This window comes from Psychrobacter arcticus 273-4 (assembly GCF_000012305.1).
Classification (GTDB): Bacteria; Pseudomonadota; Gammaproteobacteria; order Pseudomonadales; family Moraxellaceae; genus Psychrobacter; species Psychrobacter arcticus.
In genome coordinates, this window is the sequence record NC_007204.1 from 142,224 (window position 1) to 164,468 (window position 22,245).

Annotated in this window: 18 protein-coding genes; 9 read left to right on the forward strand and 9 right to left on the reverse strand. The window is 42.2% G+C overall.

Features of this window, described 5'->3' with window-relative positions; all coding sequences use genetic code 11:
- Nucleotides 1-202: 202 nt before the first annotated feature.
- Entirely contained in the window at nt 203-823 is a 621-nt protein-coding gene (locus tag PSYC_RS00615) for a thiol:disulfide interchange protein DsbA/DsbL (RefSeq protein WP_011279433.1), read from the reverse strand.
- A gap of 515 nt (nt 824-1,338) precedes the next feature.
- Between PSYC_RS00615 and ubiG the strand changes: the two genes are divergently transcribed.
- The 4 genes from ubiG (at nt 1,339) to PSYC_RS00635 (ending at nt 4,297) form a co-directional block, all read left to right on the forward strand.
- Nucleotides 1,339-2,169: a bifunctional 2-polyprenyl-6-hydroxyphenol methylase/3-demethylubiquinol 3-O-methyltransferase UbiG gene (gene ubiG, locus PSYC_RS00620; protein ID WP_011279434.1), complete on the forward strand. Its 831-nt coding sequence runs from the start codon at nt 1,339-1,341 to the stop codon at nt 2,167-2,169.
- Between the two features lie 35 nt (nt 2,170-2,204).
- Nucleotides 2,205-2,915 (forward strand): HAD family hydrolase, encoded by a 711-nt coding sequence (locus PSYC_RS00625; RefSeq protein WP_011279435.1) that lies wholly within the window; start codon nt 2,205-2,207, stop codon nt 2,913-2,915.
- A gap of 218 nt (nt 2,916-3,133) precedes the next feature.
- Nucleotides 3,134-3,907, forward strand: a complete 774-nt coding sequence (locus PSYC_RS00630) for a YciK family oxidoreductase (RefSeq protein WP_041757832.1) — start codon at nt 3,134-3,136, stop codon at nt 3,905-3,907.
- 123 nt (nt 3,908-4,030) lie between these two features.
- Nucleotides 4,031-4,297, forward strand: coding sequence for a DksA/TraR family C4-type zinc finger protein (locus PSYC_RS00635; RefSeq protein WP_011279437.1), 267 nt, complete (start codon nt 4,031-4,033; stop codon nt 4,295-4,297).
- Between the two features lie 198 nt (nt 4,298-4,495).
- Here PSYC_RS00635 and PSYC_RS00640 read toward each other — a convergent pair whose 3' ends face one another.
- The gene (locus PSYC_RS00640) at nt 4,496-5,692 is read right to left on the reverse strand and encodes a CobW family GTP-binding protein (protein WP_041757413.1); all 1,197 of its coding nucleotides are present in this window, start codon (nt 5,690-5,692) and stop codon (nt 4,496-4,498) included.
- A gap of 43 nt (nt 5,693-5,735) precedes the next feature.
- Nucleotides 5,736-6,500 carry an osmolarity response regulator transcription factor OmpR gene (gene ompR, locus PSYC_RS00645; protein ID WP_011279439.1) on the reverse strand — a complete coding sequence of 255 codons (765 nt, stop codon included), beginning with the start codon at nt 6,498-6,500 and terminating at the stop codon, nt 5,736-5,738.
- 419 nt (nt 6,501-6,919) lie between these two features.
- Here ompR and PSYC_RS00650 point away from each other — a divergent pair, with 419 nt between their 5' ends.
- Nucleotides 6,920-9,442 carry a Tex family protein gene (locus tag PSYC_RS00650; RefSeq protein WP_011279440.1) on the forward strand — a complete coding sequence of 841 codons (2,523 nt, stop codon included), beginning with the start codon at nt 6,920-6,922 and terminating at the stop codon, nt 9,440-9,442.
- Nucleotides 9,443-9,578: 136 nt separating this feature from the next.
- Here PSYC_RS00650 and PSYC_RS00655 read toward each other — a convergent pair whose 3' ends face one another.
- Both PSYC_RS00655 and PSYC_RS00660 read right to left on the reverse strand, forming a co-directional pair.
- A complete protein-coding gene (locus PSYC_RS00655; RefSeq protein ID WP_011279441.1) occupies nt 9,579-10,073 on the reverse strand; it encodes a hypothetical protein in 495 nt (164 codons plus the stop codon).
- Between the two features lie 446 nt (nt 10,074-10,519).
- Nucleotides 10,520-11,818, reverse strand: a complete 1,299-nt coding sequence (locus PSYC_RS00660) for a saccharopine dehydrogenase family protein (RefSeq protein WP_011279442.1) — start codon at nt 11,816-11,818, stop codon at nt 10,520-10,522.
- 436 nt (nt 11,819-12,254) lie between these two features.
- Here PSYC_RS00660 and PSYC_RS11285 point away from each other — a divergent pair, with 436 nt between their 5' ends.
- Nucleotides 12,255-12,410: a DUF1328 domain-containing protein gene (locus PSYC_RS11285; RefSeq protein ID WP_011279443.1), complete on the forward strand. Its 156-nt coding sequence runs from the start codon at nt 12,255-12,257 to the stop codon at nt 12,408-12,410.
- 285 nt (nt 12,411-12,695) lie between these two features.
- On the opposite strand, the gene PSYC_RS00670 is transcribed toward PSYC_RS11285, so the two are convergent.
- Together PSYC_RS00670 and PSYC_RS00675 are read right to left on the reverse strand one after the other, a co-directional pair.
- Entirely contained in the window at nt 12,696-12,989 is a 294-nt protein-coding gene (locus PSYC_RS00670) for a 4a-hydroxytetrahydrobiopterin dehydratase (protein ID WP_011279444.1), read from the reverse strand.
- 310 nt (nt 12,990-13,299) lie between these two features.
- Entirely contained in the window at nt 13,300-13,593 is a 294-nt protein-coding gene (locus PSYC_RS00675; protein WP_011279445.1) for a GNAT family N-acetyltransferase, read from the reverse strand.
- A 489-nt stretch (nt 13,594-14,082) separates the two neighbouring features.
- Between PSYC_RS00675 and ettA the strand changes: the two genes are divergently transcribed.
- The gene (ettA, locus tag PSYC_RS00680; RefSeq protein ID WP_011279446.1) at nt 14,083-15,744 is read left to right on the forward strand and encodes an energy-dependent translational throttle protein EttA; all 1,662 of its coding nucleotides are present in this window, start codon (nt 14,083-14,085) and stop codon (nt 15,742-15,744) included.
- Between the two features lie 134 nt (nt 15,745-15,878).
- Here the strand turns inward: ettA and plsB are convergent, their stop codons facing one another.
- The gene (gene plsB, locus PSYC_RS00685; RefSeq protein WP_011279447.1) at nt 15,879-18,671 is read right to left on the reverse strand and encodes a glycerol-3-phosphate 1-O-acyltransferase PlsB; all 2,793 of its coding nucleotides are present in this window, start codon (nt 18,669-18,671) and stop codon (nt 15,879-15,881) included.
- A gap of 383 nt (nt 18,672-19,054) precedes the next feature.
- On the opposite strand from plsB, the gene ybaK reads away from it, so the two are divergent.
- The gene (gene ybaK, locus PSYC_RS00690) at nt 19,055-19,543 is read left to right on the forward strand and encodes a Cys-tRNA(Pro) deacylase (RefSeq protein WP_011279448.1); all 489 of its coding nucleotides are present in this window, start codon (nt 19,055-19,057) and stop codon (nt 19,541-19,543) included.
- A gap of 75 nt (nt 19,544-19,618) precedes the next feature.
- Complete coding sequence (locus PSYC_RS00695) at nt 19,619-19,993, forward strand: 5-carboxymethyl-2-hydroxymuconate Delta-isomerase (RefSeq protein WP_011279449.1); 375 nt, start codon at nt 19,619-19,621, stop codon at nt 19,991-19,993.
- A gap of 83 nt (nt 19,994-20,076) precedes the next feature.
- On the opposite strand, the gene PSYC_RS00700 is transcribed toward PSYC_RS00695, so the two are convergent.
- Nucleotides 20,077-21,897, reverse strand: a complete 1,821-nt coding sequence (locus PSYC_RS00700) for an acyl-CoA dehydrogenase C-terminal domain-containing protein (protein WP_011279450.1) — start codon at nt 21,895-21,897, stop codon at nt 20,077-20,079.
- Nucleotides 21,898-22,245: the final 348 nt, after the last annotated feature.

Below are 22,245 nucleotides of genomic sequence, written 5' to 3' on the forward strand. Positions count from 1 at the left end.
AAAATTTGCACCAGTAGTACGTGTTGTATCGATATTACTTTTCACCGACTATAGGCAAGCGAATTTGGTTAGTGGGTACCTATAAAACACTAAAGATAGAATACTAAAATACAAAAAAGCCAATCACTAGCGATTGGCTTTTTGTATTATGTAATCAGTATCACTTTAATGATAAAGTTACCCTGATTATTAAATAAAGCGGCTATTTCTTTTCGGCACGTACTTTGTCGACTAGGAAATCAACCACTTTAGGTACGGTAGCACTTTCGCCCGTTACGACGTATTTGCCTTGCACAACAACCGCTGGCACACCTGATAGCTGATAACGCTTAGCACCTGCTTGTGAGCGCCCGATTTTGGTACCAACGGCGAAAGAGTTATAAAGGCTATTAAATTTCTTTTCGTTCACACCTTTTGAGGCGTACCATTTGCTTAATGAAGACTGGTCAAATAACTGCTTACCATCTTTATGTACGGCATCAAATAAAGCATCATGGGTCTTGTCTTCAAAACCAAGTAATTGCGCGGCATAAAAACCACGGGCACTGGCTTCCCAAACAGGATTTAACGCTGCTGGTGTTTTAAAGAATGCCACATCTTTATCTTTGGTTTTTGCCCATTTTTCCATATGCGGATTAAGGACGTTACAATGCGGGCAACCATACCAAAAAAACTCACGCACAATGATAGCATCACCGCTGATTTTTTCTGGATTATCTAACACACGATAGTCTTTTCCTGCGACATAATTGGCAGCTTGTGCACCTATATTGGCAAATCCAATAGCGCAAGCCAAACCAGTTAATGCGATGATACGTTTCATACTTATTCCTTGAAATAACGACATTCAGAAGTTTGCTTTAATAGTTATAGCTTTGGTATTCATATAAATGCCAAAGCAAATAAGCAATGACCAAGCCGATAAAGGACGATGCATCGCCTAAGTCGACCTATAATAGAATAGCAACTATAATAGCGTAAAATGCGGCGGTTTGTGAACCCGATTCTTAACTAATGGTTGTAAAGCTGTCAGTCATTATTTAAGGTGTCTTACTTATAGCCTGTCATTTTATTTTTGCTTGAAAATCAAAGCATTAATAAAACATCTCACAATCGGTGACGATGTATAGTTGAAATACTTTAAAGTCGCTACAGTACTGCTGGTGTCATTTTTTTGCAGCCTCTGTCTGCGTAGGCACAGCAAGCCAGAAAAATTTGCACCAGTAGTAGGTGTTGTATCGATATTACTTTTCACCGACTATACTTACGACAGCTTCGCGGCTCTCATGTTAATATTGAGTCTTTAGTCACACACTATAACAATAAAGGAAAGAATCTATGAGCCAAGCTTTATCTTCTAGACAGCCTTTGAACACTCAAGCAAATGATAGTGGCATGGCTGAAAATACCGTAAACGCTATCAATGTCGATCCAAGCGAAGTGGAAAAGTTTAATAAATTGGCAGGTGAGTGGTGGAATAAAACCGGTGCTTTTGCGACCTTACATGAGATCAATCCGCTGCGTCTAAATTGGATAGAGGAAAATGTTAAGTGTGGCTACGTGAGTGCTGACCATCAGAAAACAGCAGAAATGGGCTTGGCTGGTAAAAAAGTTCTTGATGTTGGTTGTGGCGGTGGTATCTTGTCAGAAGCTATGGCACGTCGCGGCGCAGATGTGACTGGTATCGACCTTGGGACAGAAAACCTCAAAGCGGCAAGCTTACATGCTGAGCAAAGCAATTTACAAGATACCTTACGCTATCAGCATATTCCGGTTGAAGCTTTAGCTGCTACTCATGCTGGTCAGTTTGATGTCGTGACTTGTATGGAAATGCTAGAGCATGTACCAGATCCAGCCGCTATTGTAGACGCCTGTTTTAAGCTCTTGGCGCCAGGCGGGGTATGCGTATTATCAACGATTAACCGTAATCCTAAATCCTATTTGTTTGCTATCGTCGGTGCAGAGTACGTATTGCGCTTGCTTGATCGCGGCACGCACGATTACGCCAAATTTATCACGCCAGCTGAGCTTGATAAAATGGCGATTGATGCAGGTTTTACGCGCCAAGATATCATTGGACTACATTATAATCCATTGACCAAGCGTTACTGGTTGGCTCAAAACGTCGATGTCAATTATATGATGGCAGTACAGAAACCTCGCGCTTAACTCCCTTTTTATTACCCTAATTAAGAGCCTTTGTAATGAGCCAATTTGTAAAAGTGGTCTTATTTGACCTAGATGGGACACTGATTGATACGGCTGCTGATTTTGTACGTATTATTGGCAAAATGAGCCATGAAAACGGCTGGCAAGCGCCCTCTGAGATAGAGATTCGTGAGCAAGTCTCTGCAGGTGCTTCGGCGATGGTACAGCTGATGCTACGTCATAATGACCAGACAGATTTTAGTGAAGAGACTTTGCTTGAGTTTCGTCAGCAGTTTTTGGACGATTATGAAGCCGATATTTGTGTGGATAGTTGTGTTTTTAACGGACTTGAAGATGTTTTAAGTGCCCTTGAAGAAAAGGGCGTACCGTGGGGTATCGTGACCAATAAACCGCGCTATTTATCAGAGCTGTTATTAAAAAAAATGCAGCTAAACACGCGCTGTGCGGTTTTAGTTTGTCCTGATGATGTGTCACGTCCTAAGCCTGACCCAGAGCCTATGTATGCGGCGCTAGAGAAGCTTGGTATTCCTCGCGGCGCTGCTGCAAGTGTGATTTATGTTGGCGATCATATCCGTGATATTGAAGCTGGCAATGCCGCTGGTATGCTGACGATTTTGGCCGCTTATGGTTATATTCCGCCTGAAGATCAGAACAACTTGAAGAAATGGGGTGCAGATTATATTACCGATACCCCTGAGCAGTTGAGTAAATTACTGCTTTCTTCTGGTAAGTTCGACTATTTATAAATCAAATGAGCCATAAGACACAGCGTGTTATCAGTCAGTATTCTAACAACATAGCATAATGGTTAACTATCCCATTTATTAAACGATAAGCAGTGAGTAACGCCATGAGTGACAATATTAACCCATTAGTGAATCAGTCGGAAAACCATTTAGCCGACAATGTAGCTGATAATGTAGCCAATAATCTTGAAAGCCATCAGACTGACTTGCAAGCGCCTATGCCAGTTTGGACTCACGATGATATTCGTGACTTTGTGCCACCTGAAAACTGTTTAGATGGCAAGACTATCTTAGTCACAGGGGCAGGTGATGGTATTGGTCGTGTTGCGGCTTTGACCTATGCTCGCTATGGCGCAACGGTTCTGTTATTGGGACGCACCAGTAGCAAGCTTGAATATGTTTATGATGAAATCGAGAGCTTTGGTGGTAAGCAACCTGCCATGCTACCGATGAATTTGGAAGGCGCTACTTATGCAGAAATGCAAAAGCTAGAAAATTTGATTCATAGAGAAGTGGGTCAGCTTGATGGGATATTGCATAACGCGGGGATGCTTGGTCCATTGACGCCACTTGAGATGTACGATGTTGATATGTTTGCTCAAGTCATGAAGATTAACTTTACTTCGACTTTTATGCTTACCCAAGCGTTACTGCCTTTATTAAAAGATGCGCCGCAGGGTTCTATCGTCTTTACTTCTAGCAGCGTCGGTACGCATCCTCGTGCGTTTTGGGGTGCCTATGCGCTGTCCAAGCAAGCAGTAGAAGGGATGAGCGATATCTTTACCCAAGAGACGCAAAACACTACCAATCTGCGTTTTAACTGTATAAATCCGGGTGGCACTCGCACCAATATGCGTGCTCACGCTTATCCAGGTGAAAATCCGATGAGTCTTAAAACCCCTGAGGATATTATGGCAGGTTATGTTTGCTTGATGAGTGATGAGAGTATCGGGGTACGTGGACAAGTGGTCGAGTTACAACCCAAGGATTGATTAACAGTTTGTCCGCACAGTTATATTGAAATTGATGATATCTAACCCCATCTATTTGTTATTAAAGACCTTTATGCTAGATTAAAAATACGCATAATCAATAACAATAAATAGGATAAGACTATGGCAGGTGGTTGGTCAAGAGATGGTGCTGAGCATGAGCAAATGGATGCGACCGTCAACGATGCGCTAGAGCGCGCACGCCGCGCATTGCCGACAGGTAAAAGCGCAGAGTTTTGTGATGAATGCGGCAACCCAATTCCAGAAGCACGGCGTATTGCAGTAGCCGGTGTACAGCACTGTGTTGGTTGTCAGAGCGAGCTTGAGCAAGAAGCAAAAGCCGCGGAGTTGTTTAATCGACGTGGTAGTAAAGACAGTCAATTACGTTAATGAGAAAAACGACCCTGCTACTAACATAGGAGGGTCATTTTTTATCGGTATCGTGAAGAGCTGTTTATCTATAGTCGGTGAAAAGTAATATCGATACAACACGTACTACTGGTGCAAATTTTTCTTGCTTGCTGTGCCTACGCAGACAGAGGCTGCAAAAAATTTACACCAGCAATACGGTAGCGACTTTAAAGTATTTCAACTATAGATAAAAATTACTATCGCCATCAGCTCACGGTCATAGGCTTCCCAATCTACCTTAATCTCTATCACATCTTCTTGCCCAGTACTTGCTTGCAAAATAATTTCTAGTCGGCTATCGACTTGTGTGCTCACCGTCTTTGTGGTTAAGCTATCAGGAGTAAAGTTAATCTGTAGCCAGCCATTAGACGTATGCACTACGCCTTTGATGCGTTGCCAGTTTGGCAGCGTTAGCAGCCAATCCTGCAACTTATCAGCATTTAATACATAGTGTGCCGGCAGTCGCCAACCTGCTAGCACGATGTCCTGCTGCTTTTCATGATAGCGATAGGGCAGCTCTATCTCTTTGTCTGCCTGAGTAGCATTATCGTTTGTAGAAGGGTTGAATAATGGCTTATTCGCTAATGAATTACTTAGCGGCTGCAAGCTAATCACAGATTTTTTCGGCTGAGCGATATTGACTATCCGCTGTTGCAAGATAGTTTGACTGGGCTTGGCCAGCTGCTCGCTTAACGTCGCTAAATAGGTATTTATTGTACCTATATCATTAGAAGTCGTTTGATAGTCGCAATCTGCCCAAATAATAAAAACCTGTGCATTTAGCTTGGCTATCCACGCTTGCAACATTTGTTTTTCGTCAGCATTCAGTTGAACATAGCGATTGATCACCAAGACATCTGCATCGCGGACATGCGCTTGAAAACCTTCATGGGAACGATACTTGTCTTGTTGCCATTGCACAGCGCTAAGCACGGTTATGACGGCTTGCATCTTTAGAGCAGTCTGCCAATGCGCTGCGCTAAGCTGCCGTATAAGCTCACGTGGATGGGCAAGACCTGTCGGTTCAATAAGCAGGCGCTGCGGATGATGCTCACTGAGCAGGCGACCAATGGCAATCTGTAGGGGCAGCTGGCTGGTACAACAAATACAGCCACCGCTGACTTCACGAACGGCAATATCATTTGTCGTACGGCTATCTTGTGAGCTTGTGACTAGCACCGCATCGATACCAATACGACCAAACTCGTTAATCAATAATGCCCAGCGCTCATTCGCAGGCTTGCTCATAATCAACTGATTAATGAGAGTCGTTTTTCCAGCACCCAAAAACCCTGTCACCAAGGTGCAGGGTATATTCTGATGAATAATAGAGGATTTCAAGTAGGCGCCCGTGGTATTAATAGGATTACATATTAATAGTATTATATATCAACGGACGCAAGCAATACTTAAGGATTTATAGTGATTCGCTCTTAGCTGCTTCTACTTCCGCTTCGTCAGGCACGAACACATAGCCCACGCCCCAGACAGTCTGGATATAACGCGCTTGTGAAGGATTGTCTTCAATCAGACGACGCAAACGTGATACTTGAACGTCAATTGAGCGCTCCATCGCACCCCATTCACGACCACGTGCTAGATTCATTAATTTATCACGGGTTAATGGCTCACGTGGATGCTGAACTAACGCTTTCAACACCGAAAATTCACCCGTCGTCAAGGTAACGACATTGCCATCACGTTTGAGCGTACGCGTCGACAAATCAAGCGTCCATGGACCAAATTCAACCACTTCAAGCTGATGACTTGGCGCACCAGGCAACTCACGGTTTTGGCGGCGGAGTACCGCTTTGATACGTGCTAATAGCTCTTTTGGGTTAAAGGGCTTCGGTAGATAATCATCAGCACCTGCTTCAAGTCCTGCGATGCGATCGGCGTCGCCACCTTTAGCCGTGAGCATAATAATAGGGATGTCACCGTTGTCTTCGCGCAGACGCTTACAGATACTGATACCGTCTTCGCCTGGTAGCATCAAATCTAGTACCACCAACGAAAAAAGTTCACGCTGCAACAGTTTATCCATTTGACTGCCATCGTGGGCAGTACGGACAACAAAACCATCGTCTTCTAGAAAGCGCTGCAACAAAGAGCGCAGGCGTGCATCGTCATCAACGACTAAAATACGCTGAGTTAAGGTATCGGGGCTGTTATTTTCAGACATACAGACATCCTCTTATAAAAATTATTATTAGCAGAAATTTTTGTTAAAACGCACCAGTCAGTATATTCATTCTCAATAAAAACAGTGTGAATATCATTTTCACTATTTATTAGTGCAACTATTTGAGCATCATTCCATCGATTGGCAAAAACTTATAAAAAATAAGAACTATTGTTCAATATATCGGTACACATCAATATTTGTGCTGACGAGACTTTAGTGTATAAGATTGCAGTCATAATTGCATCACTGATAAAGGTAAATGCTGTATGTGTTTGTTTAATAAAGCGTCAAGAATGCGCTCATCAGACGATTTTTGCGATAAATAATGCCACAAATAACGAAAAGATAAAAAGGATTTCTATTCATGCAGCTTTTGCTATAATGCAAAACTACATTTCTCAACGATTGATACGTATATGAGTAGCACTGATACCTTAACGCCATCTCAAACCTCGACAAATGCACAGGTTTTGGATGCAACCACACACGCGAATATTCACGACAAGCTTGCTCGCGCGCTTGGCATTAAGACTGCTCAAGTCAATGCATTTGTCAAACTGTACGATGAAGGCGCGACCGTTCCGTTTATTGCGCGTTATCGCAAAGAGAAGACTCAGAATCTTGATGATGCGCAATTGCGCGCGCTAGAGAAATCTCTCAATTATGAGCGTGACATGGCAACCCGTCGCCTCAAAATCATTGAATTGCTCAGCACACAAGGCAATTTGACTGAGGAGCTTCAGACACGTATTGATAATGCAACATCAAAACTTGAGCTTGAAGACATCTATTTGCCATATCGTCCGCGTCGCCGCTCACCAGCTGCCAAAGCACGCGCTGCTGGTCTTGACGTTGCAGCACAAGCGCTGTTGACGCAAGACGTGACACCGACCGATGCGTTAGCAGACTATCAAGTGCAATCGAGCATTACTGATGAAAGTGGTAATGAGATTGAAGTTGACTTCAGTGATATCGAAAAGCAATTGGCGGGCGTACAAGCCATCATCGTTGATGAATGGACTCAAGCGTTAGATTTGTTAGACCATTTACGTAGTAGTTTTGCCAAAACAGCCAGCATCGTATCTAGTGTTGCCAGTGAGGAAAAGCGTGAAGTCGGTGAGAAATTCAAAGATTACTTTGAGCATAGCGAAAGTCTGGCCCGCCTGCCAAATCATCGTCTATTAGCGATGCTACGTGGTCGTCAAGAGAATGTTTTGGGTCTAAAAATTGAAGGCGAAGATGCGCCATTTATTGAAAAAATCATTAAGCATTTTGCGATTGATGGTAAAGCACCAACCGAGCGTCAAGAATTTTTGGCAGAAGCCGCAAGCAGCTTATGGAAAGACAAATGGCGTCCACATATCGAGCATCGTTTATTGACCGAAAAACGTCTGACCGCAGAAGCGGCTGCGATTGATGTTTTTGCCAATAATTTACAGCATTTACTTATGTCAGCGCCTGCTGGTCGCAAAGTGATTTTGGGTGTTGACCCCGGTATCCGTCATGGCGTAAAAATGGCGATTGTTGATGCCCAAGGTCATGTGATGTTAGATGGTGAAGATAAGCCTGTTATCGCCACGGTCTATCCATTTGCGCCTGATAATAAAATGACTGAAGCCAAAGCAGTCATCGATGAGCTTTTAAGCACTTATAACGTGGATCTAGTGGCTATCGGTAACGGTACGGCAAGCCGCGAAACAGATGCGATGATTAAAGAGATTTTGGCGGCGAACGAGGCATTAAAAGCCAAAGCGGTCATCGTTAATGAATCTGGCGCATCAGTTTATTCTGCTAGTGAGCTTGCCACTGATGAGCTTGGTAATTTAGATGTGTCTGTACGCGGGGCGGTATCTATTGCTCGCCGTTTGCAAGATCCATTGTCAGAGTTGGTCAAGGTTGATCCAAAAGCTATTGGTGTTGGTCAATACCAGCATGATGTCAATCAAACTCAGTTAGCAGATAGCCTAGATAAAGTCACGCAAGACAGCGTTAACGCCGTTGGTGTTGATGTGAATACGGCAAGTCCAGCTATCTTGGCACATATCGCTGGTTTGAATCGCAATGTTGCTCAGCAAATCGTCACCTATCGTAAAGAGCATGGTGCATTTGACAGTCGCGAGTCATTGAAAAATGTTCCGCGCTTAGGTGCTAAGACATTTGAGCAAGCCGCCGGTTTCTTACGTATACATGATGGCAGCAATCCACTTGATGCTACTGGTGTACATCCAGAAAGCTATAAGCTGGTTGATAATTTACTTACCCAAACGGATAAATCCTTGCCAGAAGTTATCGGTAACGATGGTGTGCTAAACAGTATCGATACCACGGCGCTAGCTGCTAATGATGAAAATGTTAGCGTAAAAGCGATTTTAGATGAGCTTGCAAAGCCAGCTCGTGACCCACGCCCTGAGTTTAAGACGGCTAACTTCCGTGATGATGTGAACAGCATTAAAGATTTGAGCGAAGGCATGATATTAGAAGGGGTTGTCACCAACGTAACAGCCTTTGGTTGTTTCATCGATGTTGGTGTGCATCAAGATGGCTTAGTTCATATCTCGCAAATGGCGAATGACTTTGTCGCAGACCCGATGAATCGCGTCAAGCCCGGCGATATCGTTTCAGTCCGTGTTATCTCTATTGACGAAAAACGCGGTCGTATTGGTTTTAGTATGAAACCTGAAGCCGAAAAACCCGCACGTCCAGCAGCAAAACCTGCGACGGCAAAGGTTACTAATAATGATGAGAAAACCAGTCGTCCACGCAGCAATCGCCCAGCTGGCGATAAGCGCCCGTCTAAGCCTAAGCGTCAACCTAGTAGTAGCAATCATAGCGACAGTCGCAGCAAGGCTCCTCGTGCGGAAAAAGCAGAAGCTCCTAGCAAGATGGGTACCTTTGGCGCGCTGTTGCAAGAAGCAGGTGTGACTAAAGCTAAGAAATAAGACGTCTTACTCTAAGTAGAAACAAAAAAGGCAGCCTAATGGCTGCCTTTTTTTGCATGATATATAAATCGACTTCATTTTTTAATAACGATATATCAATCAATGATTGCGTTAGCGAAGTTAACTAGGTATTTACTTATAGCTCTTCTTCTGACATCTCTGTTAAGTCTTCAGGAGCTTCTTCTGATATCTCTGTTAAGTCTTCTGGAGCTTTTTCTGACATCTCTGTTAAGTCTTCTGGAGCTTCTTCTGACATCTCTATTAAGTCTTCTGGAGCTTCTAGCACAGCATCCTCAGATACTATTTCGGTCGTTTGTAACTCTAGGTTTTGTATAGCTTTTTGTGGTGCTTTTATCTCAGTAGTCATTGGTTGTTGACCAATGTTGCTATTAACGCGTGAGCGTGAGATGGTTTGAGTTTCGCTAATGGCAAACGGAGTAATTTTACTTATCTTAGAGGTATTTGCGTCAGTCTCACTACCTGTGCTTTCGACTTTAGTCTCAACGGTCATCTCAGCAGTGGCAGTTTGTTTTTTAACCGCTGCAGTGTCAGTTGGAGCTGCAATCGCCAATACTGGCATTGTAAGGGCAGCGCCAATAAGTAGTGATAAAGATAGAGTATGGTTTTTCATTTATTTAATCCTCAATTTATAATTTTATAATGTCAGCTAGAATTGTCATAGAGATAATATTGCTTAAATGCTATTTGACATAGCTCACATCTATTTAGTAAACTAAATCTATATATTTAAAATATCTAACATATAATCGATAGAGAAAACAAAATCATGATAATCAATAAGCGACTATCATGATTGATTTATATAAAAATTCTAGTCAGTGAATAACATTGTTTATAAATACGTTGTAAACACTAGGCAGAATAATAACAACTTAAATACTAACCATTCAGTGGTGCATCGGTGAAGAATCTAACAGACTCATACTGATAAGTGATGTCGTGCAATTATTGTAGGGTTGTTGTTGTTGTTCGGTAAAAACCGAACCTTGTTGCCAAGATGCGGTTATTTTAATACTACTAATTAATAATACAAAAACTGCTCTTGAAGGCATAAAACTACCTATCAATCACATCAAAGCTCAGACCAGCATGTTCCTTTAAGCGAGCAAGTAGCTTGTCACCCATTGCTGAAGCGGGCGTCCAAAAACCACCGCCTACTGCTTCTTTACTGATATCTTGCGCTAAACACAAGGCAGCTTGCGACAACATACGTGAAGTGCTGCCGTAGCCTGGATCTTTGTCCCCCGTTACTTTGGTAGCAATAGTCTCTTTATTAGCCGTTTTTCCAAATAGGCGAATATCAAAATAGCCGTTTTCTTGCTCTTCTTTGGAAGGTCCTGAGCCTGATTTAGGCAATACGTGCTTGGATAATAACTCGCGGCTTGGTGTAATCATCATAGCAGTGGCAAAGCCAAGCAAGCCTGCACTCAAGGCGTAGCTCGTAAGCTTACCTTTGATACCATCTTTCATCCACATTGCTTCGTCATACTTAAAATCGCGACCATATTCATAACCCAGCAATTGATTACTGCGATGCACAATGCGAGTATTGATACTTGCCATCACAAATGGCGCAAGCCAGCGCTTATGTTCGCTATCGTATTCAGGTTTGCTAACATTGCTCTGACGTACGTTCGGCACATCTTTATCATCGTTCAGCAAATAAGGGTTTGCTACCTGCTTGCGGCGAGATTTATCTTGTCCGACCTCTTCAAAGATGGTCGCCATCGAGGCAATGGTACCGCCTGATAACCCGCCTTTTGCGGCTTTTACGCGCATATGAATGACATCACAGGCACTATCAAACTTTGCTTCGGCTTGCTTTTGAGTAAAATAAACACCTAAATCTGATGGGATAGAATCAAAGCCACAAGAGTTGACGATACGGGCACCACTTTGTTTTGCCGCTTCTTGATACTTATCTATCATATCTTTGATAAAAATTGCCTCACCAGTGAGGTCAACATAATCGGTGCCATTATCAACACAAGATTTGATAAGCGGCTCGCCATATTTCAGGTAAGGTCCAACGGTTGAGATAATGACTTGTGTTTGCTCAGTCAACTCATCAAGGCTTGTTGCATCGTCGCTATTGGCAATAATAATATTTACTTTGCTTGCCAGTTTAGACTGCAATTCATTCAGCTTTTTCTCATCGCGACCAGCTATCGCCCAAGTGACTGTAGTGCCGCTCGCATCTTTGCTAGTAGATAAAAACTCTGCCAGATAATGGGCAGTGATTTGCCCAACAAAGCTAGTCGCCCCGTATAAAACGATCCCATAAGGTCGTTGTTCGCTATTGGATTTTTTGTCATCATTTAATGAGTTGGTATTCTTTGCTATATCCGTATTCATCGTTATTTTCCTTGTTAGTGTGCTTTATTAAATGATTGTTATCAGAAAATTATCGTTAAGGTCAATTGGGTTTAGAAAAAAGGTGTTGTAGATAATATTTATAAAATCGAGCGTAATATCTTTAAATAATCTTCTCATAGACCTAGTAGTACTTAAGGGGTTATTTACCGTTTCCACACATAACTGCTGAAAATCTCTTAAAATGGTAAGACTTTCTACAAAGTTTACATAACTTATCTACATTATTACCAAAATGAACCTTTTACATTGAAAATCATTGCTACTCTATATTCCTAAGCACTGATAAGCAGTAAAACAATAAAAAGCAAAATATCAGATGATTGAGATTGCTAGAGTAACTAGAAATTAGCTGTTTAGCACTTACTATAGCAACCTTGTTATTTGACTTTTTAATTATTATTTTAGGAGAATGATTATGTTTCGTTGGGCTATTATTTTCGCCGTAATCGCATTGTTAGCAAGTTTCTTAGGATTTGGTGGTGTTGCTGGATTGTCTGCAAACTTTGCCTATATCTTGTTAGCATTAGCCGTCATTCTATTCATCGTCGCGTTTGTGAGCCGCCGTACGTAATAGAAAAAGTATACTCGTCCCATAAAGACATTAGCCAGTTAGAAAACTGGCTAATAAAAAAGACCCCAGAGTGAAAATCTGAGGTCTTTTTTTATGGCTAAAATATGCTCATCTGCTGAATTATACGTATAGTTGAAATACTTTAAAGTCGCTACCGTATTGCTGGTGTAAATTTTTTGCAGCCTCTGTCTGCGTAGGCACAGCAAGCAAGAAAAATTTGCACCAGTAGCACGTGTTGTATCGATATTACTTTTCACCGACTATAGTAAGCGTAAAGCGTGATCTTTATAAGCATTTAGGTTGGACGATATGTTCCATGCGTTTTGCCAAACGAACATCATGGCTGGTAATACCGCCAGTGTCGCCAGTGGTCAGGCGAACTTCGACCACGTTATAGGCATTACTCCATTCAGGATGGTGCTCTAAGGCTTCAGCATGAAAAGCGGCTTGATTCATAAAGCTCATGGCTTCAACAAAATCGCTAAAGTGGTAGGTCTTTACGATAGCGTTACCATCGCGCTGCCAGCCTGGCAATTCTTCTAGCTGCAAATCAACTTGTTGGTTAGATAAACTACTCATGGTGATATCCTTTATTATTATGGTGGATGGAAACATCACTATTAACGATAAAATAGTGTGACGATTGCTATGAGTTTTATATGGCTTCACGAACGTAACAAAGGCTTATGCGATAAAAGTCATAGGACAAAAAACCCACCTATTACTGTTATTTTATTATATATTTAGCTGCAAACATATAATAAAAGTATCAGAAAAATAGGAGGGTAGTGAGACATTAATCTTGAGAGTATATAGCGCTAGTATAACGGTTAATAGGGCGAACTATCATAGCTATCTATCGTTAAAAATACTTATTCAGAGGTTGTAACTATAGTAGATCTTGATAGTCAGGATTTTTATCAATATACGAGGCAACAAACGAGCACTGCGGTACTACTTTTTTATTGTTTTCACGAGCATAGTCCAATGCGTACTGAACCAATGCTGAGCCGACCCCACGACCGCCTAATTCCTGTGGGACGATGGTATGATCATATACTAGCTTACCATTACGCTCTTTATAACTGATATAACCTGTATGCCCATCGATTGAAGTCTCAAAACGCCTTGCTGCTTCGTTATGGACGATATTTATATCTGGTTTTGTACTGTCGTTACTCATAAAAGTTCTCTATTATTAGATGTTATCGTTATTTGTACATCACTGACTCAGCATTGGTTTTTTCAATATAAGCCTATTTTAGTTATTTCCACTCTTGTTATTGTGCGGATTTTTAGTCTACATTTCTAGGCTATTAGCGTAAGAGTAGATAAGGCAAATGTTAATAATATTATTTAAGTCAAACGGTAGTGGTCTGGTTTGTAAAAGAAACCGTCATGGATTCGATTTAAACACGGTGTCTTAACTGGAGCAAGGTGAATGAAAACATGTGTTTATCATTACTCTTTTATTTATAAAACAGCCGCTTTTTTGCCAAAAGCTGCTAAAAGTGGCAAAACGACAGGTAAAACAGCCGGTTAGCTTGCAGGGCATGCGCCACAATGCGATAATGACGGTCAATGAATACCCCTGATTTTGAGGTACAGCGCGCTTGGCAGTATTGCTAAGTCTGACTCGCTTACCTCTTTTATGCAGTCTATCGGAGTGTTAATGGCTCAATATATCTACACGATGAACAGCGTGTCAAAACTTGTTCCACCTAAGCGTGAAATCTTAAAAAATATTAATCTGTCATTTTTCCCTGGTGCCAAAATTGGTGTTTTGGGTATCAATGGTTCAGGTAAATCAACCTTGCTACGCATCATGGCGGGTGTGGATACTGAATTTAGTGGTGAAGCTCGTGCACAAACGGGCACCAAAATTGGTTATCTGCCGCAGGAACCACAGCTTGACGACAGTAAAGACGTACGTGGTAATGTCGAAGACGGCATGCGTGAAGCGCTAGATGCGCTTGCACGTTTAGATGCTATTTATGCTGAATATGCTGAGCCTGATGCTGACTTTGATAAGCTTGCTGAAGAGCAAGGTAAGATGGAAGACATCATCCAAGCATGGGATGCGCATAACTTAAATACCCAGCTTGAAAGAGCCGCCGATGCATTGCGTCTGCCACCATGGGATGCTGATGTCAGCAAACTATCAGGTGGTGAGAAACGCCGTGTGGCATTATGCCGCTTGCTATTGTCGCGCCCTGATATGCTATTACTTGACGAACCAACCAACCATTTGGACGCTGAGTCCGTGGCATGGTTAGAGCAGTTCCTACAGAATTATAGCGGTACTATCGTTGCCATTACCCATGACCGTTATTTCTTGGATAACGTTGCTCAGTGGATTTTGGAGCTTGACCGTGGTCATGGCTATCCGTATGAAGGCAACTATACTGAGTGGCTCGAGCAAAAGAACACACGTCTAGAGCAGCAGAATAAGCAAGAAGAGTCGTTTGCTAAAGCGCTGAAAAAAGAGCTTGATTGGATTCGCAAAAATCAAAAAGGTCAGCAGGCTAAGTCTAAGTCTCGTGTACAGCGTTTTGAAGAATTGAACTCGCAAGAATTCCAAAAACGTAATGAGACCTCTGAGATTTATATTCCACCGGGTCCTCGTTTGGGTAATAAAGTCATCGAAGTGAATGATATCTCCAAATCATTTGGCGACCGTTTGCTTTATGAAAACCTTAGCTTTAATGTCCCAGCCGGTGCCATTGTTGGTATCATCGGACCAAATGGTGCGGGTAAAACCACGCTATTTAACATGATTACCGAACGCGATACGCCAGATACTGGTTCAGTTGATTTGGGTGAAAGTGTTAAAGTTGCTTATGTTGGTCAGGTACGCGACAACTTAGATGACAATAAAACCGTTTGGGAAGAAATCTCTGACGGGCTTGATATCATTACCGTTGGCGACTATACCACTCCAAGCCGCGCTTACATTGGTCGCTTTAACTTTAAAGGTTCAGACCAGCAGAAGCATGTAGGTCAATTGTCAGGTGGTGAGCGTAACCGCTTACAGTTAGCTAAGACATTGAAGCAAGGCGCGAACGTCTTGCTTCTTGATGAACCATCAAACGATTTAGATATCGAAACCTTACGTGCGCTAGAAGATGCAATTCAAGTCTTCCCAGGTACCGTTATGGTGGTGTCGCATGATCGCTGGTTCCTTGACCGTATCGCGACTCATATCTTGGCATTTGAAGATGAAGGTCCAGTTTGGTTCGATGGTAACTATTCTGAGTTTGAAACTTATCGCAAAAAGACGATGGGTGATGATGCCAATCCTAAGCGCATGAAGTATAAGAAAATTTCAACCTAGGACTGTTGTTCAGAAGACAGTTACTTAGAAATTTCAAATTTAAAGTAATAAAAAAAGCGCCTATTTTGAACTGACCCCCATAAGTTGGACACCACTTATGGGGTATTTTTATGCGTCATCGAATGGATTAATAATTAACGTTTACGCCCAAATTTACGCTGCTTTTTATTGCTGATCTCAGTAATAGCATGAGCAATCTCTGCTTCATTGAGACTGGCAACTTGATGCAAGATTTGCATTATTTCAGGTTTCAGCACGTATTTTGCATGATGAGCAATGTCATTGATACGGTGATCAAAGGTTAAGATACCGGTTTCTGCTGCTTTTTGCAGATAATCGAGACGAGTCAGCGCACCGAGGAAACTGGTGAATAGCGCGCGGTCAAAGAAGTCGGGAATATCATCGGCATAGAGTACCGATAAACGCTGACCGAGTAGATGGCATAGATCAACCACTTCGTTTTCAGTTAAATTGCCTGAGCCTTGCTGGGCAAGTAGGGCCAAGGTCATAAAGTAGCGTTCAAGACTTTGTTCAACCGGAGTCGCGAGCACTTGTAGCTGCTGGTAGCATCTACTATTGGCTTCAGGGACACTCAGCATGCCATCACCCAATTCTACAATCAGACCGTGAGCAATCAGACTGTCAACTTTTTTGTTAAGGGTATCAGCCAGACTATGCGCAGGATAGTATAAAAACAGCTCACTTTGCAAAAATGGATAGAGCTGATTGGCGATATTGTCCAGACGACTACGTTCTATACGACCATTACGGGCAACTAAAGCCGCCAAGAAAGACAGTAGAATAAAGACATGAAGAATGTTATTGCGGAAATAGCTCAGTAATGCCGCTTGCTTACCTGCAATTTGAATGATATCGCCTAAAATATGAGGGATACGCTCAATAAGCTTCAGTTTGATGCCGTAATCAATGATGTGCTGCGGTGACATGTCGGTGACGACCGTATCACTTGAATACGGCAGCTGTTGAGCCAAACCTTGATATAGAGCAATTTGCTCACGGCAAATATCTTCATCGAGCGCCGATTTTGGTGCAGATAATAATACCAATGACAGCAGTGATACTGGAGTGACTACCGCTGCTTTATTGATATGCTGCATGACTTTTATGCCGATATTATCCACCATCGTGCTGGCTTTACTATCGAGAGGAGTATCCGTACGATCAACAGGTAAGCTATTTTCCGGTACATCAAATTTGGTCATAAAATCGGTCAAATGTAGCGGTGTACCAAAGCTTAGGTGGACATTGCCAAAAATACGCTCAATCTTGCGACCGACTTTGAGCAGTCCAATTAAAGACTCAGACTCTTTTGGTTTCCCTTTTAGCTCACCGACATAGGTGCCACCTTCCATAATACGCTCATAACCAATATAGGTCGGAATAAAGACCACCGGCTTGTTGCTTTGGCGCAATTGGCTGTGTACTGTCATTGCCAGCATACCCATTTTTGGTGGTAGCAAGCGTCCTGAGCGTGAGCGACCACCTTCGATAAAGTATTCAATTGGGGTATTACGGGTAATAAGCGTGTGCATGTATTCACGTAAGACAGCGGTATAAAGCGCATTACCACGGAAACTACGACGAATATAAAAAGCCACTGCGCCGCGTAATATTGGGCCTAAAACTGGCACATCTAAATTATCTCCAGCGGCGACATAAGGAATGCTCAAACCACGTTTATAGATGACATAAGACAGTAGTAGGTAGTCAACATGGCTACGATGACAAGGTACATACACTAGCTCATAATCTGCTGCAAGCTCACGTACGCGCTCGAAGTGGTGGACTTCTACACCATCATACAGTTGCGTCCATAACCACGTTAAAAATTTGTAAAAACCGCGAATGATGGAATGTGAGTAGTCGTTGACCATCTCATTAGCGTAGCTCTTTGCGAGCAGTCGTGCTTCACGAGGGCTAGTACCTGTCTCTGCCGCTTGCGCTTCTATTGCATGCTTAATGGCAGGCGAGTAAACCAGCTTGTCTACTAAGTTACGTCTGTCTGATAAATCAGGGCCGAGCATACTGGCGCGTTGTTTGTCCAAATAAATATTGAGCTGTTCTTGAAGGGAGCGTACAAGCTCACGATTGCCATCAGCCGCTGCTACTACAGTATAATTTGGTGCTGCATCGATTGTATTTTTAGTAGTGCTGTCGATATCATGACTGCCATTTGAATCACTGGTAATAGATTCAAAAAGAGCAGAATCAAAGACAGCTGATTCCTCATCATTGCCCTTGAGGCCATCATCAATAAGAGTACGCAAATCTTGCGGCGGATGGAACTGAATAAAAGTATCGCGTCCCATTACACCAATATTAAATAACTGCTTGGTGATGCTAGGATCTTGCCAGTTATCCGCCGTTAGCAGTTTAAATAAAGAATCCTCTTTTTCTGGCGCGCGTCCCCAGAGGATAGATACCGGTACCAAGCATACTTTTAATTGTGGATACTGCAAAACAGCAGAGACCAGACGTGATAAGCGCGGTGATAACTGGGTATCTTTAGCATGTGGGTGATGCAAAAATATAATGGCAGCATTTTCTTTTATATTATGAGCACTGTCATTTACCCCAACCAATGCTGGCGGTAGTTTGTGCTCTTGCGTTTGCAGGTCAATCAAAATACTGTTGGAGCGCGAATAATCTTGCAACACATAGAACCTTAAAGTTTGATCATCATGATCAAACTCAGGCAACTCGCCCAAAAGCTTTGGTTTTACCGCCACATCAAGGATCTGCCCTGACAGCTTGCGATATAGCTGATTGATTGGTGCATTAGAATAAGGCGTGATTACAACTGGGCTACCATCAATTTTTGGCGTGACTGACGGTTCAGTGGCTGGCGTATTACCGCTAACCACTGGTACTTTAAAAATCCGTTTTTTTAAGAACTTCGGTATCATAATCGGTATCAAAATTAGTCAAATATATTGCCCTTATAATGCCATAAAAGCCATTAAAGCGATATATATAGTCGGTGAAAAGTAATATCGATACAACAGGTATTACTGGTGCAAATTTTTCTTGCTTGCTGTGCCTACGCAGACAGAGGCTGCAAAAAATTTACACCAGCAATACGGTAGCGACTTTAAAGTATTTCAACTATAGTGTCTGTAGATACTGTTAATATTAATAAGCTCTGGTTACTATGTGGTAAGTTACGCCCTGCATACGATATTCAATGATTTGAAAGTTAAAGTGTTTAGGGTAATAATAGTTTTGCACAAGATATAATGTATTGTATTTCTGCTTACTCATTAACGTCACTTAATTAAATTAGAATATTATGACGCCAGCTATCAATCTCGCCAAACAACGTGGTCTTGATTATCGATTACACGAATATACTCACGACAGTAATGCCGCCTCATTTGGTTTGGAAGCGGCCGAAAAGTTGGGTGTTGACGTGACACGAGTCTTTAAAACCTTAGTCGTATTGACCGATACAGAAGTGCTCGCCGTTGCTATCTTGCCAGTGGATAAAACCTTAAACTTTAAAAAAATGGCTAAGGCGCTATCTGTTAATAAAATACTGGCCTGCAAAAAAGTCCAAATGGCAGATCCTAAACAGGTCGAACGTAGTACTGGTTATGTATTGGGCGGTGTCAGTCCATTGGGCCAAAAAAAGCGCTTAGTAACCATTATAGATGAGTCAGCGCAAACACATTCAACCATCTATGTGAGCGGTGGTCGACGAGGCTTAGAGATTGAATTGCCGCCAGCACAATTAGCGACGACACTTACGGCTCGCTTTGCCTCTCTTACCGATGATTGAAAATTGCTGATTGTCAGATACATTTAGCTTCATAAAGCCGTTCGTTTTTTACTCATATTTTATAAGGATATAATCATGCCGCATTTAACCATCCAAGTAACACCCAATGTCAGTATTGCTCATGAAGAATCATTTCTCAAAGTATTGAATAAAGTCCTGTGGGACAGCGGACATTTTGGTAAAGCAACAGATATTAAAGCACGCATCATTCCTGTCGAAACATTTTTAGTGGGCGTTGAAGATGATGAGCAAGCCAATGGCTTTGTTTATGCGCATCTAAAAATCATGAGCGGTCGTGACATACTCATCCGTAATCAGCTCGCTGAGCAATTGGTTGCAACGATAGAGCAGACGTTGGGCGCAGAGCAGTCAGGACGTGCATCGTTACAGGTATGCGTAGAGGTTGAGGAAATTAGTGCGGTTTATCATAAGAAAATGCTAAATTCGTAACTGAATTTAGCATTTTCTTACCTAGATTAATACAGCATAAAAATAGGCGCTTTTTTTCGTTATCGATGATTGATTAATCCATCTTAGTCTAAAAATGCAAAGCTATCGATATCCATTGCAGTCATGCTGGCGCTTGGTGCAACCATACTTTCGGCGTGACCTGAGGTACGTGGTAATAATTTATCAAAGTAGAATTCTGCAGTTTGGATTTTCGCTTTATAGAATTCTGGCGCTTCAACCCCGCCATTTTTCAGCTTTTCATGAGCGACTGCTGCCATACGTGCCCAGTGGTAACCCATCATTACATAGCCTGAGTACATTAAGAAATCATCAGAAGCCGCTGAGATGATTTCACGGTCTTTACGTGCCATCAACATCAAGCGCACAGTAAGGGTGTTCCACTCAGCACATAGCTTAGTCAATGCCCAAACAAATTTACGCATGTCTTTATCTAAGGCATACTCGCCACACCATTTCATGATGCTTGACGTATAATCGCGAATGATTTTGCCTTTAGACTGCAAGATAACTTTACGACCTAATAAATCTAATGCTTGGATACCGGTCGTACCTTCGTACATAGTCGCGATACGAGCATCACGAGCGATAAGCTCCATGCCCCATTCTTTGATATAACCATGACCGCCATACACTTGCTGACCGTGTTTAGCCGCTTCAATACCAAGCTCAGTTAAGAAACCTTTAAGGATTGGCGTATAGAAGCCAAGCTTATCATCCCATTTTTCGAATTCTTCATCATCGCCATTAATGATGCCTTGTGCCATTTTGTCTGCATAGCGAGCTGAATGATAAATCATCGAGCGACCGCCTTCAGCAAAGGCTTTTTGGGTCAATAGCATGCGACGTACATCAGCATGATGGATGATAGCATCAGCAACTTTTTCAGGCTCTTTCGTACCTGATAAGGTACGCATTGAGCGACGATCTTTGGCATACGGTAGCGCGTTTTGGAAAGACAATTCAGTATGCGCCAGACCTTGGATACCAGTACCGATACGGGCAGTGTTCATAAATGTGAACATCGCTTTAAGACCTTTGTTCGGCTCACCAATGAGGTAACCGACCGCATCATCAAAGTTTAGGACACAAGTTGCTGATGAGTTGATGCCCATTTTGTGTTCAATAGAACCACAAGAGACGCCATTGCGCTCGCCAATATTGCCTTCAGCATTTGGCAAAAATTTCGGTACGATAAATAATGAGATACCGCGCGTGCCTTCTGGCGCATCCGGCAGACGTGCTAGAACGATATGGATGATGTTTTCAGTTAAGTCATGCTCACCACTTGAAATGAAAATCTTAGTACCGCTAAGTTTATAGCTGCCGTCATCTTGTGGAATGGCTTTTGACTTTACTTGACCCAAGTCCGTACCACATTGTGGCTCAGTCAGACACATGGTGCCCGCCCAAGAGCCTTCGACCAATTTATGTAAATACGTCTCTTTTTGCTCAGCCGTACCGTATTGTATGATGGTATTGATACAGCCGGTTGATAGACCAGGATACATTGCCCATGGCCAGTTAGCCGTACCAATCATTTCAGCTTTAATAAGATTCAATGAGGTTGGTAAGTTCATACCACCGTATTCTTCAGGGTAAGAGATGCCTTGCCAGCCACCTTCTACAAATTGGTCATAAGCTTCTTTAAAGCCTTTAGGTGTTGTGACTACACCATTCTCAAAATGACAACCTTCTGCATCAGCTGGCTGATATAAAGGGGCCAAGACGTTTTCGGCAAAATCTGCCATCCCTTGAAGAATCATATCAACGGTTTCAGGATCTGCATTTTCGCCATTATCCAAATCTTTATAATGCGTTTGGTAGTCAAATACATCATTAATTAAAAACTTGATATCACGTAAAGGTGCTTTGTAAGTTAACATAGTCGTTCTCTTTAGTTGTTGGCTATCATAGACGGTTGACTTAGTTTTTAAGCCAGGGTTTACGGAAACGATTTTAAGTATTTGTAATAAAAGTAGAGAATATCTTGAGTCAATAGGTAGCTCTGTTAAGGGTAGCTTGTCTATTTTGAAAACTGTTAAGTTATCTTTGATAAAAAACAGTTGTTGCGCATGGATGCAGTATAAATCTTATATAGCCACAAACATACAACTGATAACTAATATTCATGAATTATTAGTATAATTACAACATTAAGTTATTGTTTTGTCACTTAACTTTTTACTACCGTGTCTCGTTAAGCATCTATAGTCGGTGAAAAGTAATATCGA

Excerpts from the sequence above, each read along its gene's own strand:
- ompR (WP_011279439.1), bottom strand. The coding sequence starts at position 6,500 with ATGTCTGAAAATAACAGCCCCGATACCTTAACTCAGCGTATTTTAGTC.
- PSYC_RS00695 (WP_011279449.1), top strand. The coding sequence starts at position 19,619 with ATGCCGCATTTAACCATCCAAGTAACACCCAATGTCAGTATTGCTCAT.
- ettA (WP_011279446.1), top strand. The coding sequence starts at position 14,083 with ATGGCTCAATATATCTACACGATGAACAGCGTGTCAAAACTTGTTCCA.
- PSYC_RS11285 (WP_011279443.1), top strand. The coding sequence starts at position 12,255 with ATGTTTCGTTGGGCTATTATTTTCGCCGTAATCGCATTGTTAGCAAGT.
- PSYC_RS00625 (WP_011279435.1), top strand. The coding sequence starts at position 2,205 with ATGAGCCAATTTGTAAAAGTGGTCTTATTTGACCTAGATGGGACACTG.
- ybaK (WP_011279448.1), top strand. The coding sequence starts at position 19,055 with ATGACGCCAGCTATCAATCTCGCCAAACAACGTGGTCTTGATTATCGA.
- PSYC_RS00635 (WP_011279437.1), top strand. The coding sequence starts at position 4,031 with ATGGCAGGTGGTTGGTCAAGAGATGGTGCTGAGCATGAGCAAATGGAT.
- PSYC_RS00650 (WP_011279440.1), top strand. The coding sequence starts at position 6,920 with ATGAGTAGCACTGATACCTTAACGCCATCTCAAACCTCGACAAATGCA.
- PSYC_RS00660 (WP_011279442.1), bottom strand. The coding sequence starts at position 11,818 with ATGAATACGGATATAGCAAAGAATACCAACTCATTAAATGATGACAAA.
- plsB (WP_011279447.1), bottom strand. The coding sequence starts at position 18,671 with ATGATACCGAAGTTCTTAAAAAAACGGATTTTTAAAGTACCAGTGGTT.
- ubiG (WP_011279434.1), top strand. The coding sequence starts at position 1,339 with ATGAGCCAAGCTTTATCTTCTAGACAGCCTTTGAACACTCAAGCAAAT.
- PSYC_RS00675 (WP_011279445.1), bottom strand. The coding sequence starts at position 13,593 with ATGAGTAACGACAGTACAAAACCAGATATAAATATCGTCCATAACGAA.
- PSYC_RS00670 (WP_011279444.1), bottom strand. The coding sequence starts at position 12,989 with ATGAGTAGTTTATCTAACCAACAAGTTGATTTGCAGCTAGAAGAATTG.
- PSYC_RS00700 (WP_011279450.1), bottom strand. The coding sequence starts at position 21,897 with ATGTTAACTTACAAAGCACCTTTACGTGATATCAAGTTTTTAATTAAT.
- PSYC_RS00630 (WP_041757832.1), top strand. The coding sequence starts at position 3,134 with ATGCCAGTTTGGACTCACGATGATATTCGTGACTTTGTGCCACCTGAA.
- PSYC_RS00615 (WP_011279433.1), bottom strand. The coding sequence starts at position 823 with ATGAAACGTATCATCGCATTAACTGGTTTGGCTTGCGCTATTGGATTT.
- PSYC_RS00655 (WP_011279441.1), bottom strand. The coding sequence starts at position 10,073 with ATGAAAAACCATACTCTATCTTTATCACTACTTATTGGCGCTGCCCTT.